The organism is Flexivirga caeni (genome assembly GCF_003724155.1).
In the GTDB taxonomy this organism is placed as follows: domain Bacteria; phylum Actinomycetota; class Actinomycetes; order Actinomycetales; family Dermatophilaceae; genus Flexivirga; species Flexivirga caeni.
In genome coordinates this window covers 82,476-97,630 of sequence record NZ_RJJQ01000007.1, presented here as the reverse complement: position 1 = coordinate 97,630, position 15,155 = coordinate 82,476, and the positions used below count along the sequence as shown (strand labels likewise).

10 protein-coding genes are annotated in these 15,155 nt (G+C 69.3%); 3 read left to right on the top strand and 7 right to left on the bottom strand.

Annotation, left to right across the window (positions count from 1 at the left end; translation table 11 throughout):
• Positions 1 to 3,027: an ABC transporter permease gene (locus EFY87_RS08455; protein ID WP_158607556.1), complete on the bottom strand. Its 3,027-nt coding sequence runs from the start codon at positions 3,025 to 3,027 to the stop codon at positions 1 to 3.
• An 83-nt stretch (positions 3,028 to 3,110) separates the two neighbouring features.
• Between EFY87_RS08455 and EFY87_RS08450 the strand changes: the two genes are divergently transcribed.
• The gene (locus tag EFY87_RS08450) at positions 3,111 to 3,539 is read left to right on the top strand and encodes a hypothetical protein (RefSeq protein WP_123271035.1); all 429 of its coding nucleotides are present in this window, start codon (positions 3,111 to 3,113) and stop codon (positions 3,537 to 3,539) included.
• 10 nt (positions 3,540 to 3,549) lie between these two features.
• Here the strand turns inward: EFY87_RS08450 and EFY87_RS08445 are convergent, their stop codons facing one another.
• The 3 genes from EFY87_RS08445 to EFY87_RS08435 are packed head-to-tail and all read right to left on the bottom strand — an operon-like array spanning position 3,550 to position 6,898.
• The gene (locus EFY87_RS08445) at positions 3,550 to 4,851 is read right to left on the bottom strand and encodes a M18 family aminopeptidase (RefSeq protein ID WP_123271034.1); all 1,302 of its coding nucleotides are present in this window, start codon (positions 4,849 to 4,851) and stop codon (positions 3,550 to 3,552) included.
• A complete protein-coding gene (locus EFY87_RS08440) occupies positions 4,848 to 6,230 on the bottom strand; it encodes a DUF349 domain-containing protein (protein ID WP_123271033.1) in 1,383 nt (460 codons plus the stop codon). Before EFY87_RS08440 ends, EFY87_RS08445 begins: the two co-directional genes overlap by 4 nt.
• Positions 6,227 to 6,898: a peptidylprolyl isomerase gene (locus EFY87_RS08435; RefSeq protein WP_245988545.1), complete on the bottom strand. Its 672-nt coding sequence runs from the start codon at positions 6,896 to 6,898 to the stop codon at positions 6,227 to 6,229. The genes EFY87_RS08440 and EFY87_RS08435 overlap by 4 nt, the downstream gene beginning before the upstream one ends.
• A 212-nt stretch (positions 6,899 to 7,110) precedes the next feature.
• On the opposite strand from EFY87_RS08435, the gene EFY87_RS08430 reads away from it, so the two are divergent.
• Positions 7,111 to 7,806, top strand: coding sequence for an MBL fold metallo-hydrolase (locus EFY87_RS08430; RefSeq protein ID WP_123271031.1), 696 nt, complete (start codon positions 7,111 to 7,113; stop codon positions 7,804 to 7,806).
• 8 nt (positions 7,807 to 7,814) lie between these two features.
• Positions 7,815 to 9,152: a histidine--tRNA ligase gene (gene hisS / locus EFY87_RS08425; RefSeq protein WP_123271030.1), complete on the top strand. Its 1,338-nt coding sequence runs from the start codon at positions 7,815 to 7,817 to the stop codon at positions 9,150 to 9,152.
• Here the strand turns inward: hisS and EFY87_RS08420 are convergent, their stop codons facing one another.
• The 3 genes from EFY87_RS08420 to EFY87_RS08410 all read right to left on the bottom strand — a co-directional run bounded on the left by EFY87_RS08420 (position 9,153) and on the right by EFY87_RS08410 (position 15,117).
• Positions 9,153 to 10,460 carry a M1 family metallopeptidase gene (locus EFY87_RS08420; RefSeq protein WP_245988544.1) on the bottom strand — a complete coding sequence of 436 codons (1,308 nt, stop codon included), beginning with the start codon at positions 10,458 to 10,460 and terminating at the stop codon, positions 9,153 to 9,155.
• 90 nt (positions 10,461 to 10,550) lie between these two features.
• A complete protein-coding gene (locus EFY87_RS08415; protein WP_220093565.1) occupies positions 10,551 to 14,387 on the bottom strand; it encodes a Pls/PosA family non-ribosomal peptide synthetase in 3,837 nt (1,278 codons plus the stop codon).
• Between the two features lie 109 nt (positions 14,388 to 14,496).
• Positions 14,497 to 15,117: a hypothetical protein gene (locus tag EFY87_RS08410; RefSeq protein ID WP_123271028.1), complete on the bottom strand. Its 621-nt coding sequence runs from the start codon at positions 15,115 to 15,117 to the stop codon at positions 14,497 to 14,499.
• Positions 15,118 to 15,155 lie beyond the last annotated feature (38 nt).

Sequence of the window (15,155 nt, the reverse complement as noted above, 5' to 3'; positions counted from 1 at the left end):
TCATTCCTCGGTGAGCAGGGTCGCGGTCGGCAACCGGCGGATCGTCGCGACCGGAGGGATGGTGGCGGCGACACTGATCACGATCCCGATCAGGGCGGCCACCAGGACCGACCACACCAGACCGGTGCTCAGGGACCCGATGACGACGGCGAGTATGACGAGTGCCAGTCCGGCACCGACCACGCTGCCGGCTACCCCGATCAGTACCCCCTCGGTCAGCAGCAGTGCCGTCAGGTCCGATTCGCGCCAGCCGATCGCCTGCAAGGTCGCCAGTTCGGTGCCGCGTTCCCGGATCTCCAGGAACAACACGTTCGCGACTCCGATCCCGGCCAGGATCAGGATCGCGATGACGGCGGCCTTGTCCGACCCGCGAACTTCCACCGATACGGTGTTTCCGAGCAGGGTGCCAACGACGTTGCCGCGGAACACGGTCAGGATGCCCGCGATGACTCCGAGCGCGGCCACGGCGATGGCCAGCCCTGCCGCGGCCAGCACCGACCGGCCGGGTCGGCGGGTGGCGTTGACCCAGCCCAGGCCGATCACCGTGTGCGGGCTGGACGCCCGCCGTGGCACGGACACCTGGGGTTGGACCGCTTCCATCGGCGATGCCTGGGCCGCGGAAACTGCCGGGATGACACCGGCAACCAGGGCAACGATCAGCGCGGCCGGTATGGCCAGGGCAGCCCGGCCGGGACTGACCGGCAGCCCGAAGGCGGACCCGGCTGCCCACGCGATCAGACCGCCGCCGATCCCCGCCGCCAGAGCGACACCGGCGATCTCGATCCCGACCAGCGCCACCAGCCGTGACTTGCGCCAGCCCAGGCAGGCCAGCACCCCCAGCTCGGTGCGGCGTGCGCGCACCGACGCCGCGACCGTATTGGCCACGAACAGGGCGCACACCACGAGCACCAGCAGGAACAACGCGACTGACTTCTTGTCGACCGCGGTCAGGATCGCGACCGTGACACCCTTCTTCACCCAGTTCTCGTGCAACGTCAACTGTGGCCGGCCGTGCTCGCCCGCGGGCAACACGATCGTCTGTGGGGCCGGGGAAGACCCGATCGTCACGTCGACCAGCAAGTGGGTTTTCGCCTCGATCTGCTGTGCCACCAACCGGACCCTTGCCCGCGACGCGGCACCCACCCCGGTGACCCCGTTGACGCGGATCCGGATGCTGGAAATCGGAGCCGCAGCGTTCACTGGGGACGCCGCTGTGCCCGGCTTGTCTGTGGTGACCGGGTTCCAGAACGCCGACCCCGACTCGAACGCCGGCAGCGACGACAACGACGTGATCATCAACGGCGCGGGCTGCACATACCCGGCAATATTCGGCGACGGCGGCAACGCCTTGTCACCCAGGATCTTGCGGTCCTTCGCGGTCGCCCCAGTCACCACCGTCGACGCGTACGTCCCCAACGGCACCCGCGTCAACGCCGAATACCCCGGCAGCCTCGACGCATCAAATGTTCCCTGATAGGCGACCGTGGGGCTTCCGAGACGACTGGTATTGGTGGTGTCCCATTGATAGCCTGTCAGGTTCCGGAAAGCGGTGTCGTCCGCGCCCGCCGGCACAATGGACCCAATGGTGAAACTCCCACCGCCGGCCGGCGGCTCCTGCCACACGCCAAGGTTCGTTCGCTGTGGTTGAGCTGCGAGAACCTTGGCGCCACTCAATGACTTGCCCGTATACGACGTCGGTCCCGCAACATACATGTCCGACAAGTCGCGTGCTGCGAAGCCCGTGTCCCCAAGCGCTGATCCTGGATTCTTCATGGCTCGCAGCAGCTCCTGATATGCCGCGTCTTGGTTGAATGAACCAGACCCGACAGTCACTCCTGGCGAGTTCAACAAAGAATCAAATCCTTTGCCGAGTTGCACATGCCGCACCGCTGAGCTCGACAACTCCTGAATCTTGTAGGAGAGAGATATATGGGTCGCCGGAGATGACGCCACCACCACAGGAACCTGCTGCGACGACTGACCTCCAACCACCGCCGTCGAGATATTTCCTGAACCCAGATATTTCCCTGAGACCATCGCTCCCTTCAAGCCGGCCAGCTTCGCTTCGGCCGCGGGATCGACCGCTTCAAGAAGAAACGGAAATCCGACCACCGCGCCCAGCGCACTTCCGCTCTGCGGTCCGTCCCCTGCGACGATGGACTCGTACTGCGTTTTCGTGAGCGCGCTTACCTGGGTCGGCGGAGAGTGGACTGTGACTTGGTTCGTCGTAGGAACCGCGAGAATCTTGCGACGGACGCCATCAATTGTCTGGTAGGCAATGCTCTGGGTGGCATTCGTCGTGAGGTTCCCGGACGTGACATACAGAAATGACGGTCGACCGTCCTCCGTGCTGGCACCGTTATCGGTGTGCCAGGTCGTGTCAAGTCTGAACAGCTTTGACCCGTTACCAGGATTCAGGTTGACGTGCTTAGCCGCTGGCACGGCAACCCGGGGAACGACATACCCGATGACCGCCACCGGCGCCGCAACCTCAACCCCCTGAATCTTCTCAATCTGATGCCACTGCGCCAGGCTGATCCCGCCATGAATCCCACTCAGGAACCCCGCCTGCACCAGGCCACCCTTCTTCTCCATTGGCAGTTGTACGCCCTGTGGCCGAACCAAAATGTCATACGCCGACCGGCCCGCCGTCGTCACCTTCCCCCGCGTCACCAACTCCTGCGAGCGCGACTGCGCCGTCAACACCGTGAATCCCGCACACGCCACCAACAACCCCAGAAACAATGCCAGCGAACGCGAGCCGCGTCGAATTACTTGAGCCCAGACGATCTCCAGCAACCCCACTTGGTCCCCATCCCCAATTTCTCTCAATACCAGCCGCTTGGCCGCGAGAAATTCCAAGAAACGCGATCTTTTCCCTGCAACTGAAGGATCCGGAGGAATTCCGGGACGTTCAATCCGTATAGCATAACTACTCTCCCTCGATAAGGTTGTCAAGGGGTTCGACGCAGTCCCGGCGGTCGCACCACCACTCTCAGCCCGGAACGGGTCAGGTGAACTCGCCACCGACCGCCGTGGGCGTCGTGCCGACGTGGTCCCTGTGGATAACTTCTGCGGGGGTATGGCGAGTCGGGGCATGCTCTCGTGGCATGACTATTTCACCGGAAAGCACCCGACCGATCCGCACCGAGAGCGATCTCTTCGACCGATGGGAGGACCTCATGGGCGACGACGGGTTCGAGCGTCGTTCGCTGTGGCTGATCTTCCTCGACGAGGAAGGGCAGCAGTCCAACCTGCTGGTGCCGATCGACGACCTACCAATGCTGCCGGCACAGCGCGACGTGCAGGCGATCGCCGACCTCGTCGGCCGCGTCCACGAGGAGATCGGCGTGGCGCAGGTGCCCATGCTGCTTTCCCGGCCGGGACCGACCGAGATGACCGAGGGTGACCGCCGGTGGGCAGGTGCGCTGACGATGGCGATGCGCGACCGGCACCCGAGATGGCCGATCCACCTCGCGACCCGCGGCCGCATCCAGGTCTTCGCCGGCGACGACCTGCTGGGCGCGCTGGCGAGCTGATCGCGAGCGGTCAGGCGGGGGAGAGGAACGCCGTGAGGGCGTCGGCATACATCCGCTGGTCCTGCGTGCCGACCAGTTCACGCACCGAATGCATCGACAGGGTGGGTGCGCCGAAATCGACCGTTGTCACCCCGGTCAGCGCCGAGGTGATCGGGCCGACGGTCGAGCCGCACGGCAGGTCCGAACGCACCACGAACCGCTGCACCGGCACGCCCGCCTGCTCGCAGGCCAGCGAAAATGCTGCAGCACCCACCGAATCCGTCGCATACCGCAGGTTGGTGTTCACCTTGAGCACCGGACCGCCGTTCATCGCGATCTGATGCTGCGGCTCGTGCCGGTCCGCGTAGTTGGGGTGCGTGGCATGCGCCATGTCACCCGACGCGATGACGCTGGCCGCGAGTGCGCGGTGCAGCTCCTCACGGCCGCCGCCGAGGGTATGGGTGATCCGCTCCAAGGTCGTCATCAGCAGTGCGGACTGGGCCCCCCGCTCGGACACCGACCCGATCTCCTCGTGGTCGAAGAGCGCCAGCACCTGGGTGGTCGGCGCGGCGGGCGCTGCGTCGTGCGCCCGGATGAGGGCGACCGTGCCGGCGTATGACGTCGCCAGGTTGTCCATGCGCGCGCCCGCGATGAGTTCCCGGTCGCGCCCGAAGAACGCGGCCGGCTGCAGGTCGAACGTCATGGCGTCCCAAGCGAGCACGTCGCTCTCGGCGACCTGTAGCTGATCGGCGAGGTAGCCGGTGAAGTCCCCGGCGTGCTGCCCCAGCCCCCAGTGCGGCACGAGGTGCTGCTGCGGGTTGAGCTGCTCGCCCTCGCGCGCCGAGCGGTCCAGGTGGATGGCGAGCCGGGAGATCCGCAGCAATGGCTCCGCGGCGTGGAACAGCCGCTCGCTCACCCCGCCGCTGTCGCGGACGGCGACCCGCCCGGCGAGCCCGAGATCGCGGTCCATCCAGCTGGGCGCGATGAGCCCGCCATACGGTTCGACGCCCAGCAGCTGCCAGCCCGCCCGCGCGAGGTCGGGCTGCGGCTTGATCCGGAAGTTCGGCGAGTCGGTGTGCGCGCCGACCAGCCGGATCGCCGTCGTCGGCCCGGCGGAGTGGCGCGTCGACCAGGCCAGCAGCGACCCGCCGCGGATGAGGAAGTAGCCGCCCGGCTCGGCCGGCCACGCCTCGGTCTCGGCGACCTGCCGGAACCCGGCAGCGGTGAGCAGCCGGGCCGACTGTGCACATGCGTGGAACGGGGTCGGCGACGCATCCAGGTAGTCGATCAGGCCGGCGCCGGCCTCATACCCGGTCGTGTCGGCGCGCGTCACTTGGCGCCCCGCAGCCCTCCGCGGGCCTGCTGCAACCACGCCTGTCGGGCCTGCAGCGAGTCCTGCAGCTCGGCGATCTTCTTCTCGTTGCCTGCTGCGCGTGCCGTGGCCAGCTCGGCCTGCAGATCCGCGACCGCCTTCTCCAGCTGGTCGACCATCGACTGGGCGCGGGCGGTCAGCTCCGGGTCGGACTTCTTCCACTTCGAATCCTCGGCGTCGCGCACGGTCTGCTCGACCTTGCGCATGGCTTGCTCGATGCGGGTCATGTCTCTGCGCGGCACCTTGCCGGCGGCATCCCACCGGTCCTGGATGCCGCGCAGCGCCGCCTTGGCGGCGCCGAGGTTCTTCACCGGCAGCAGCGCCTGCGCCTCCTTGAGCAGCTGCTCCTTGACCTGCAGGTTGGCCTCGAACTCCTTGTTCTCCTCGGCGGCGACGGCATCCTTGGCCGCGAAGAACGCGTCCTGTGCGGCCTTGAACCGGGCCCACAGCTTGTCGTCGTCCGACCGGGAGGCGCGCCCCGCCTGACGCCATTCGCTCATCAGCCGCTTGAACGCCGTGGCCGTGGGACCCCAGTCCTTGGACGCCGACAGTCGCTCGGCTTCGGCGATCAGGCGTTCCTTGCGTGCCTTCACCTCGCTGTGCTCCTCGTCGAGCTTGGCGAAGTGCGTGCGGCGGGTCTTGTCGAAACTGTTCCGGGCGTGGCTGAAACGCTGCCACAGGGCGTTCTCAGTCGGCTTGTCCAGCTTGGCGCCGGAACGCTGCAGCGTCTTCCATTCATCCAGCAGCTCGCGCATTCGTGCGGTGCTCGACTTCCACTGGATCTTGTTCGGCGGCTGCGCAGCGAGCTGCTCGGCCTCCGCGACCAGCTTCTCGCGCTCGGCCGCGGCCTCGGCGCGGGCCGCCGCGCGAGCCTCACCTTCAACTTGAGCTTTTGCCTTCAGGGCGGTCGCGATCTGCTCCACGGTCGCGTCCAGGTGGGCCAGGTCGCCGACGACACGCGCCGACCCGACCTGCTCGCGCAGCGACCGCAGCGCGTCCTGCCCGTCGTGCACCGACAGGTCGGTCTGCACCACTCGCTGCAGCAGCAGGTGTGCCGATGCGGCCAGCTCGTCATACTTGCGCGCGAAGTAGGCGAGCGCCTCCGCGTGCGTGGCATCCGGGTAGGAGCCGACCTCGCGGTCGCCGTCGGGCGTGCGGACGAAGACCGTCCCGTCCTCGGCGACCCGGCCGAAGGTCGCCGAGTTGCTCGTGACGAGAGGCGCCGCAACCGGTGCCTGCGGGGCCGCCGGGGTGGGCCGGTGCGGCTTGATGGATGCCGGTGACGGCGCAGCCGGCTTGGCCGCCGCGGCGTCTGTGGGCTGTTCGGGTCGCTCGTTCATGCCTTCTTCTCCGTGACGGTGACCTTGAGGATGCTGATCGGCTGGGCTGGGGCGCCGTCGCCCGTCGGACTGTTGGTGCCGGCTGCGGCCACCGCGTTGATGACTTTCATCCCGTGGGTGACCTTGCCGAAGATGGAGTAGCCGCCGCTGTCGACCGGCAGCTTCGTGTCCTTGTAGACGATGAAGAACTGCCCGCCGTTGCTGTCCGGGCTGCTCCCGCGTGCCATGGCCACGGTGCCGGCCGGGTAGTCGCCATCGGCCGGTGCGTTCTCGATGCCGAAGACGTAGCCGGGGCTACCGCTGCCGGTGCCGGTCGGATCGCCGCACTGCAGGACGTAGATGCCCTGCGTCGTCAGCCGGTGACAGGGGCTGTTGTCCCAATAGCCACCGGCCAACTGCAGGAAGGACGCGACGGTCTGGGGGGCCTTCGCGCCATACAGCCGGAAAGTGACGTTGCCGCACGTCGTCTGCACGACGGCGGTGAACGTCCTGCCCTCGGCAGCCTTCTTGGACGGCAGCTTCAGCTGCGGCGCGGACTGTGCCGGGGCCGGTGGTTTCGAGCAGCGCAGGCTCGTGCCGGACACGCCGACGCTCGGGGTGCCGGAAGATGACGCACTGCCGACGCCTGGGTTGCTCGTGCTCGACCCGCACCCGGTCACACCGGTCACCGTGAGAAGGCACGCCGCGCCCAGGACGGACCGTGTCCGGATCAGACGCAAGAGTGGCTCTCCTCGGCAGGTTCTCCCCGTGACGAGCGCACGCAAGCAGGGGTCGGCGGCAAACGTCGGTAAGTCTATGCGGTCCGTCATGGATTTCCACTGGATAGTCTCCCGCCGATACGTCGTCGGCGGCCCCGCCGGGCTCCCGATAGGCTCGCCGGGTGCTTACCGCCTCCTTTCCCGCGACAGTTTTCGGCACCAATTGCTATGTGATCGCGCCCGGGCAGGGCGAGGAGTGCGTCATCGTCGATCCGGGCATCGGGGTCGTCGAGACGCTGCGGGACGCGATCGCCGAGCTGCGGCTGCGGCCGGCGGCGGTGCTGCTGACGCACGGGCACGTCGACCACGTCTATTCGGTGACTCCGGTCTGCGGCGGCGCGGTCGGCGCCTACATCCACTCCGAGGACCGCTACCGGCTGACCGACCCGCTCTCCTCGCTCGGTCCGGAACTGATCGCGATGTTCGAGCAGCAGTTCGGCAAGGCGCCGACCTGGACCGAGCCGTCCGACGTCGTCGAGATCCGCGACCGCGAGACGCTGCACCTGGCGGGTATGACGTTCGAGGTGCGACATACGCCCGGCCACACCGAGGGGTCGGTGCTCTTCGGCATCGATGAGATCCCGGACGGGCTGCCGCCGGAGTCGGAGGTCACCTCGACGCAGCTGACCGGCGACACGCTTTTCGCGGGCTCCATCGGACGCACCGACCTGCCCGGCGGCGACGGCGCGGCGATGACCCGGTCACTGCGGGACGTCGTGCTCACGCTGCCCGACACCGCACTGGTGCTGCCCGGCCACGGCCCCGGCAGCACCATGGCGCGCGAACGCGCCATCAACCCGTATCTGCAGAACCTGTAAGGAAATTCATGGCCAACACGGTTACGCCGCTCTCCGGGTTCCCCGAGCGGTTGCCCTCCCAGCGCATCATTGAGCAACAGTTCCTGGACACGCTGCGTGAGGTCTTCGAGCTGCACGGTTTCGCCTCGATCAACACTCGCGCCGTCGAGCCGCTGGATCGGCTCGGCGGGCAGGGGGAGGACGCGGACAAGGAGATCTACGGCGTCAGCCCGGTGAGCGGAGGAGGCGGAAACGACCCCGCGATGGGGCTGCACTTCGACCTCACGGTGCCGTTCGCCCGCTACGTGCTGGAGAACGCCGGCAAGCTCACCTTCCCCTTCCGGCGCTACCAGATCCAGCCGGTATGGCGCGGCGAACGTCCCCAGCGACTGCGCTATCGCGAGTTCATTCAGGCCGACATCGACATCGTGGACACCGGAAAGCTGCCGTTCCACTACGAGGTCGAGCTGCCGCTGGTGGTCGCGGATGCGTTCTCCCGCCTGCCGGTCGGCGAGTTCCGCATCCACGTCAACAACCGCAAGATCCCCGAGGGCTTCTACCGCGGGCTCGGCATCGAGGACATCACCATCGTCCTGCGCATCGTGGACAAGCTCGACAAGCTGCCCGCAGCTGCCGTGCGCGACCGGCTGATCGAGGATGCCGGGCTGGCGGCGGAGCACGCGGATGCGTGCCTGGCGCTGGCTCAGATCCAGGCCGATGACACCTCGTTCGCGGACCAGGTGCGCGCGCTCGGCGTCGAGCACCCCGTCCTGGACGAGGGCCTGGCGCAGCTCAGCGCGGTGATGGAGGCGGCCGCGGAGCACGCACCGGGGCTGCTGCTGGCCGACCTGACGATCGCGCGCGGCCTGGACTACTACACCGGCACCGTCTACGAGATCCGGCTGGCCGGCGAGGAGGGCGCACCGTCGGTCGGCGGCGGCGGACGGTATGACGCCCTCGCCAGCGACGGCAAGCGCACCTTCCCCGGGGTCGGCATCTCGGTCGGCGTGACCAGGCTGCTCGGACTGCTGCTGGACGAGCGGGGACTGACCGCGTCGCGGGAGACACCCGTCGCGGTGCTCGTCGCCGTGAACGACGAGGAGTCGCGCCGTGACTCGATGCGGGTGGCGGCGGCGCTGCGGGCCCGCGGCATACCGACGCTGGTGGCGCCCAAGGCGGCGAAGTTCGGCAAGCAGATTCAGTTCGCCGACCGGCGCGGCATCCCGTTCGTGTGGTTCACCGGCGCCGACGGCGATCAGGTCAAGGACATCCGCAGTGGCGAGCAGGTGCCCGTCGACGCCGCGAGGTGGGCGCCTCCCGCCGAGGATCTGCGGCCGTCGCTGGTGCTGCCTGCCGCCCGCGAGTGACTACGCGGCCGGCAGCGGCGGCAGTGGCTCCTGGTAGACCCACTGGTCGATCAGCGCGGCGATGGACGGCCCGCACAGTTCGCCGGCCAGTGCGGTGAAGTCGTCGGTGGTGACGTTGCCGTAGCGGTGCCGCTCGACCCAGGCGCGCGCGAGCCCGAAGAACGTCGCGTGCCCGGCGGTGAGGCGAATCGCGTGCAATGCCAGCGCTCCTCGCTTGTAGACGCGGTCGTCGAAGACGTCGTGGACACCGGGATCACCGAGCACGAGGTCCTGCTTCAGCTCCGACAGCCGGCCCCAGTGCACGCGGGCGCGCTGGTCAGTGGTCTCCAGCCCGGCCGCCTCCGACCAGAGCCATTCGCTGTAGCAGGCGAATCCTTCGTGCAACCAGATGTCACGCAGCGTCCGCAACGTGACCGCATTGCCGAACCACTGGTGTGCGAGCTCGTGGGCGATGAGCCGTTGCGCGTCCCAGTCCCGGCTGAGCAGGTTGGAGCCGAACACCGAAAGCCCTTGTGCTTCCAGGGGAATCTCCAGCTCGTCGGTGGTGACGACGGCACGGTAACTGGCGAATGGGTACGGCCCGAAGAGCTTCTCGAACGTCGCCATCATCCGCGGCTGGTCGGCGAACGCGTCGTCGAACCGGCTGCGCAGCGCCGGGGCGACCACGCCCGACAGCGGCACCCGTGCGCCCGGGAGTTCGTGCTCGGCATACCGGCCGATCTGCACGGTGGCGAGGTATGGCGCCATCGGTTCGCGCTGCTCGTAGGTCCAGACCGTCTGGCTCGACGTGCGCCGCCGCCCGGTGCGCACCCCGTTGGCGACGACGTAGTAGTCGGACGGCGCGGCGAGCTGGATGCGATAGGTCGCCTTGGCGTCCGGGCGGTCGTTGCACGGGAACCAGGACGGGGCGCCACCGGGCTGGGAGGCGACGATGACGCCGTCCTCCAGCTCCTCCCAGCCGGCCTCGCCGACCTTGTCGGGGACGACCCGCGGCACGCCGCGATAGGCGATGGTGAACTTCGCCGTCGCCCCCGCCGCCAGCGGCTCGGCCAGTTTGAGTGCCAGGCGGCGGCCGTGGTGGGTATGCCGCTTGAGTCGCGAGCCGCGCACCGAAACCACCTTCAGCGCATGCAGATCCAGCGTCAGCGTGTCGAGGTCGTCCGCCAGGGCACGCACGGTGAGTGTCGCCTTGCCGGACAGCCGGTTGCCGACGATCGCGTAGTCGAACTCCAGGTCGTAGTGATCGACGGTGAAACGCGGGTCTCCGTGGCCGGGCAGGTAGGGATCGGCGGTTGGCTGACTACTCACGAGCGCCCATACAACCATGCGCTCCACCCCACGAAGTTCTCCGCTCGTGCCTCGCTCCGATACTTCGCGGGGACCCCGGCCGTTCCTGTGCTACTCATCCGCCCACGGACCGATCGGATTGCCCACCCAGCGCGTCTTGTCCGGCACCGTCTCGCCGCGCATCACCAGCGAGGCCGGACCGACGGTGGAGTTCCGGCCGAGCTCGGCGGCCGGAAGGATCACGCTGTGCGGTCCGATGGTGGCGCCGGTGCGCAGCTTGACGGTGTCGAGCGACAACACGCGGTCGTGGAAGAGGTGGGTCTGCACCACGCAGCCTTTGTTGATCGTCGACCCGGGCCGCAACTCGATCAGGTCGGCTTCCGGCAGCCAGTAGGTCTCACACCAGACGCCGCGGCCGATCGTCGAACCCATCGCCCGCAGCCAGAGGTTCAGCACCGGCGTGCCCGTGGAGGCCCGCGCGAGCCAGGGTGCCGCGAGCTGCTCGACGAACGCGTCGGCGAGCTCGCCCCGCCATACGAACGAACTCCACAGCGGATGCTCCCCGCGCCGGACCCGGCCGACCAGCAGCCATTTCGCGGCCACGGCGACCCCGGACGCGATCGCGCCGCCGACCATCAGGGTGACGCCGCCGAGCAACAGCACCCACAGCCCCCAGTGGTCCTGCAGCCACAGCCAGAGCAGCGCCGCGGCCGCCGAGAGCGCGAAGCCGCCGAGCCAGGGGATGAGGCGGCACACCTCGACCAGCGCCCGCGCCACCTTGAGCCGGCCGGCTGGCCGGTAGGTCCGCGAGTCGTCGCCTTCGGATGCCGTGCGCCGCAGCCGCACCGGGGGACTGCCGATCCAGGAGGTCCCCGACTTCGGCTTGTCATCCCGTCCGGGCGCGGCGGACAGCACCGCCACCAGGCTGCCCTTGGGCAGCTTGCGACCTGGTGCCGTCATGCCGGAATTGCCGACGAACGAACGCTTTCCGACCTTCGTCCGCTCGGTGCGCAGCCAGCCGCCGGCCAGTTCGTACGGGCCGACCAGGGTGTCGTCGGCCAGGAAGGCGCGGTCGCCGACCGTCACCAGCTTGGGGATCAGCAGCACGGTCGAGGCCTCCACCTCGGCGCCGATCTTCGCGCCCAGGGCCCGCAGCCAGTATGGCGTGAGGGTGCTGGCGTAGATCGGGTAGAGCCAGCCGCGCGCCTCGTCCATCGTGCGCAGCGTGCCCCACGCGCGCAGCGCCTGCCAGCTGTGCACCGGGTGGTGGCCCGGCTGCAGCCCGACGCCGAGCAACCGCACCAGTGCCCAGACCAGCACGGCGAGCATCGCGATGCCGCAGACCCCGCCGGCGACGACCGACAGCACACCGAACGGCCACACGTGGCGGTGCCCCTGCACCAGCAGCCCGATCCACACCCCGAAGGCGGTGGCGAGCACCGGACAGCCGCTGATCACGATCGCCAGTGCGGCATACAGCCAGGCGAAGACCGGCCGGTGCGGCGGATGCGTCTCCGACCAGGCGCCGCGCGCCCGGCCCGAGCGTCTGGCCGGCGCGCCGGACCAGAACTGGTCATCCGGCACCTCGCCGAAAACCCCTGATCCAGCGGCAATTTCGGAGCGGCGACCGATGACACAGCCCGGGGTGAGCGTGGACCGGGTGCCGACGCGGGCATCGCGCCGGATGGTGACGGTGCCGATGTGCAGCCGGTCGCCGTCGAGCCAGTGGCCGCTCAGGTCCACCTCCGGCTCGATCGAGGCGCCGCGGCCCACTCGCAGCAGGCCGGTCACCGGCGGCAGGCTGTGCAGGTCGGCGTCCCGGCCGATCTTCGCGCCGAGCAGGCGGGCGTACCAGGTCATCAACGGCGCGCCGGACAAGCCGGTCGCGCCCGAGTCGTCGTGGATCCGCTCGGCCAGCCAGAGCCGCAGATGCACCTTGCCGCCGCGCGGATAGACACCCGGGCCGATGCCGCGCAGCGTGACCCGGATCAGCCCGGCCGACACCAGGATCCGGCCGACCGGGGTGAGGAAGATCGCGGCCAGCACGATCACCAGCCACCATGGCGCCGTCGGCACCGGCCAGCGGAGCCGGTCGAGCAGCGGCCCGGCGATGCGGACCCCCAGCAGCACCCAGGTGACCCAGCGCAGACCCGCGAGGGTTCGGGTGCACAGCAGCGCAAACTGTTGCGCCGCTTGGGCTTTCGCGGGTGTCGGGGGCACCTCCCGGTCGCGCACGTTGGCGGGCGAGCTCATCGCGTCCAGGTGCGCCGCAAGGGCGGCGACCGTGGGGTGGTCGTAAATGTCGGCGACGGTGACCTCCGGCTGCAGGGCACGCAGCCGGGAAACCATCTGTGCCGCGGTCAGCGAACCGCCGCCGAGCTCGAAGAAGTCGTCCTTGCCGGAGTCGACCACGGCACCGAGCACGTCCAGCCACAGCTGCGCGACGGTCGCCGCCGTGCCGGTAAGTTCCTGGCGCTGTTCGCCGCCGGCGCGCAGGGTGGCGACCGGCCACGGCAGCGCGTCGCGGTCGATCTTGCCCGAGGTGCGGGTCGGCAGCGTGTCGACGGCGGCCAGCCGCGGCACCATTGTGGCCGGGAGTTCGGCGCGCAGCCGTGTCATCGCGGTGGCGAGGTCGAAATCGCCGTCGAGGGTGACGTAGCCGACCAGGATCTTGCTGCCGGACCCGGTCGTACGGATCGCCGCGGCGCCACCGCCGACACCGGGCAGCGCGGTGAGTGCCGAGTCGATCTCACCCAGCTCGATGCGCCGGCCGCCGAGCTTGATCTGCTCGTCGATCCGGCCGGCGAAGAACAGCCCGGCCGGATCGCGCACGACGTGATCGCCCGAGCGGTAGGCGCGTTCCCAGCCGAGTGTCGGCATGGGTGCGTACTTCTCGGCGTCCTTGACCGGGTCGAGGTAGCGTGCCAGACCGACGCCGCCGATGATCAGCTCGCCGGTCGCACCGTCCGCCACCGGCTGTCCCGTCGGGTCGACGACCTCGAGATCCCAGCCGTCGAGCGGCAGTCCGATGCGCACCGGCTCCGCGGGGTGCAGTTGTGCGGCGCACGCGACGACGGTCGCCTCGGTGGGGCCGTAGGTGTTCCACACCTCCCGCGCGGGCGTCGCATAGCGGTCGGCGAGTTCCGGCGGGCACGCCTCGCCGCCCAGGATCAGCAGGCGCACCTTCGCGAGCGCGTCGGCCGGCCACAGTGCCAGCAGCGTCGGCACCGTCGAGACCACCGTGACGTCGTTGGCCACCAGCCACGGCGCGAGATCCATGCCGCTGCGCACGAGTGACCGGGGTGCCGGGACGAGGCAGGCGCCATACCTCCAGGCGAGCCACATCTCCTCGCAACTGGCATCGAACGCGACCGACAACCCGGCCATGACGCGGTCGTCGGTGCCGATCGGATGGTCCTGCAGGAAGAGCCTGGCCTCGGCGTCGACGAACGCGGCCGCGCTGCGGTGGGTGACCGCGACGCCCTTGGGCTTGCCGGTCGAGCCGCTGGTGAAGATGATCCACGCGTCGTCGGTGACCTCGGGTGCCGCGTCCGGTCGCGGATCTCCGGGGCGGCGTATGCCGAGTGCCAGATCGTCGGTGAGGACGCCGGCCACGCCGGCCTCGCCGAAGACCAGATCGGCGCGTTCATCCGGGTCGTCCGCGTCGACGGGCACGTATGCCGCCCCCGCGAGCAGGGTGCCGACGATCGCGACATACAGGTCGAGCGTGCCGGACTGGATGCGCACGCCGACCCGGTCGCCGCGCCCGATGCCGGCCTCCGTCAGCCGGCCCGCGACCTCGTCGGCGCGTTCGGCCAGTTCTTCGTAGGTCAGCACGGCCGCGCCGTTGTCGAGTGCCGGTGCGTCGGGGCATTCCGCGACGGTCTCGCGAAAGATGTCGGCGAGGGTGCGCGCAGGAGCCGCGAACCGTCCGCGGTGCAGTGTCACCGAGTTCCTCCGGCGGGGCAGTGGCGTGGTCGGTCACATTCTCCCGGGTGCGGGGAAGAATCGCTGAACTTCGGGCGGCGTGCCCGTGAACTCCGGGTTGCGGGTCCGGTCAGCGCTCCGCAGTTCGGGCGCTCGTTCGCAACCCGAGATGGTCGAGGTATGCCGCGGCGAGCGCGTCGATGACCCCGGGGTCGCCGTCGCGCCACCCGGCGGTCAGTCCGGAGCCCAGCGCGGCCAGAGCATCCGCCGGAAGCCGGCTGAGCGCAGCGAGCGCGAGCAGGTCCGAGCCACTCTCCTGTGCGGCGAGGGCGGTGGCCCGGCCCGCGCGCCGGGCGTAGCCGATCCGCAGGACGAGCCAGCCGAGGACCGCCACCAGGACCGGCACCAGAGCGACCTCGAAACCGATTGCGGCGCCGAGCTTTCCGAGATTGTCCGCCAGCTCACCGCCCGCGTGCTGCAGTGAGGTCGCCGCGCGGGCCGAACTGTCGATCGGCCTCCGCACCTGCGTGCCGATCAGCGGTGCGTGCCCCAGGACACTCGCGGCATCGTGGAGATGACCGGCCAGGTCCCCGCCGCTCTTCTCGATCTTGCGGGCGCCGCCCTGGGAGCCGGAGACCTGCTGATGCACGCGCAGGCCGAGCCATACCCAGCAGGCCACCCAGAGCACCGTGACCACGTCGTATGCCAGCTGACGTGCAGCCCGCGATCGCCGCTCGGCATAGAGCTTCACCGGTGTCCTCCTTGGCCCGTCACGTGGTGCAGACGCTG

What these genes read in the sequence shown, in the direction of transcription:
- EFY87_RS08450 (WP_123271035.1), top strand. Translation starts at nt 3,111, where the DNA reads ATGACTATTTCACCGGAAAGCACCCGACCGATCCGCACCGAGAGCGAT.
- EFY87_RS08440 (WP_123271033.1), bottom strand. Translation starts at nt 6,230, where the DNA reads ATGAACGAGCGACCCGAACAGCCCACAGACGCCGCGGCGGCCAAGCCG.
- hisS (WP_123271030.1), top strand. Translation starts at nt 7,815, where the DNA reads ATGGCCAACACGGTTACGCCGCTCTCCGGGTTCCCCGAGCGGTTGCCC.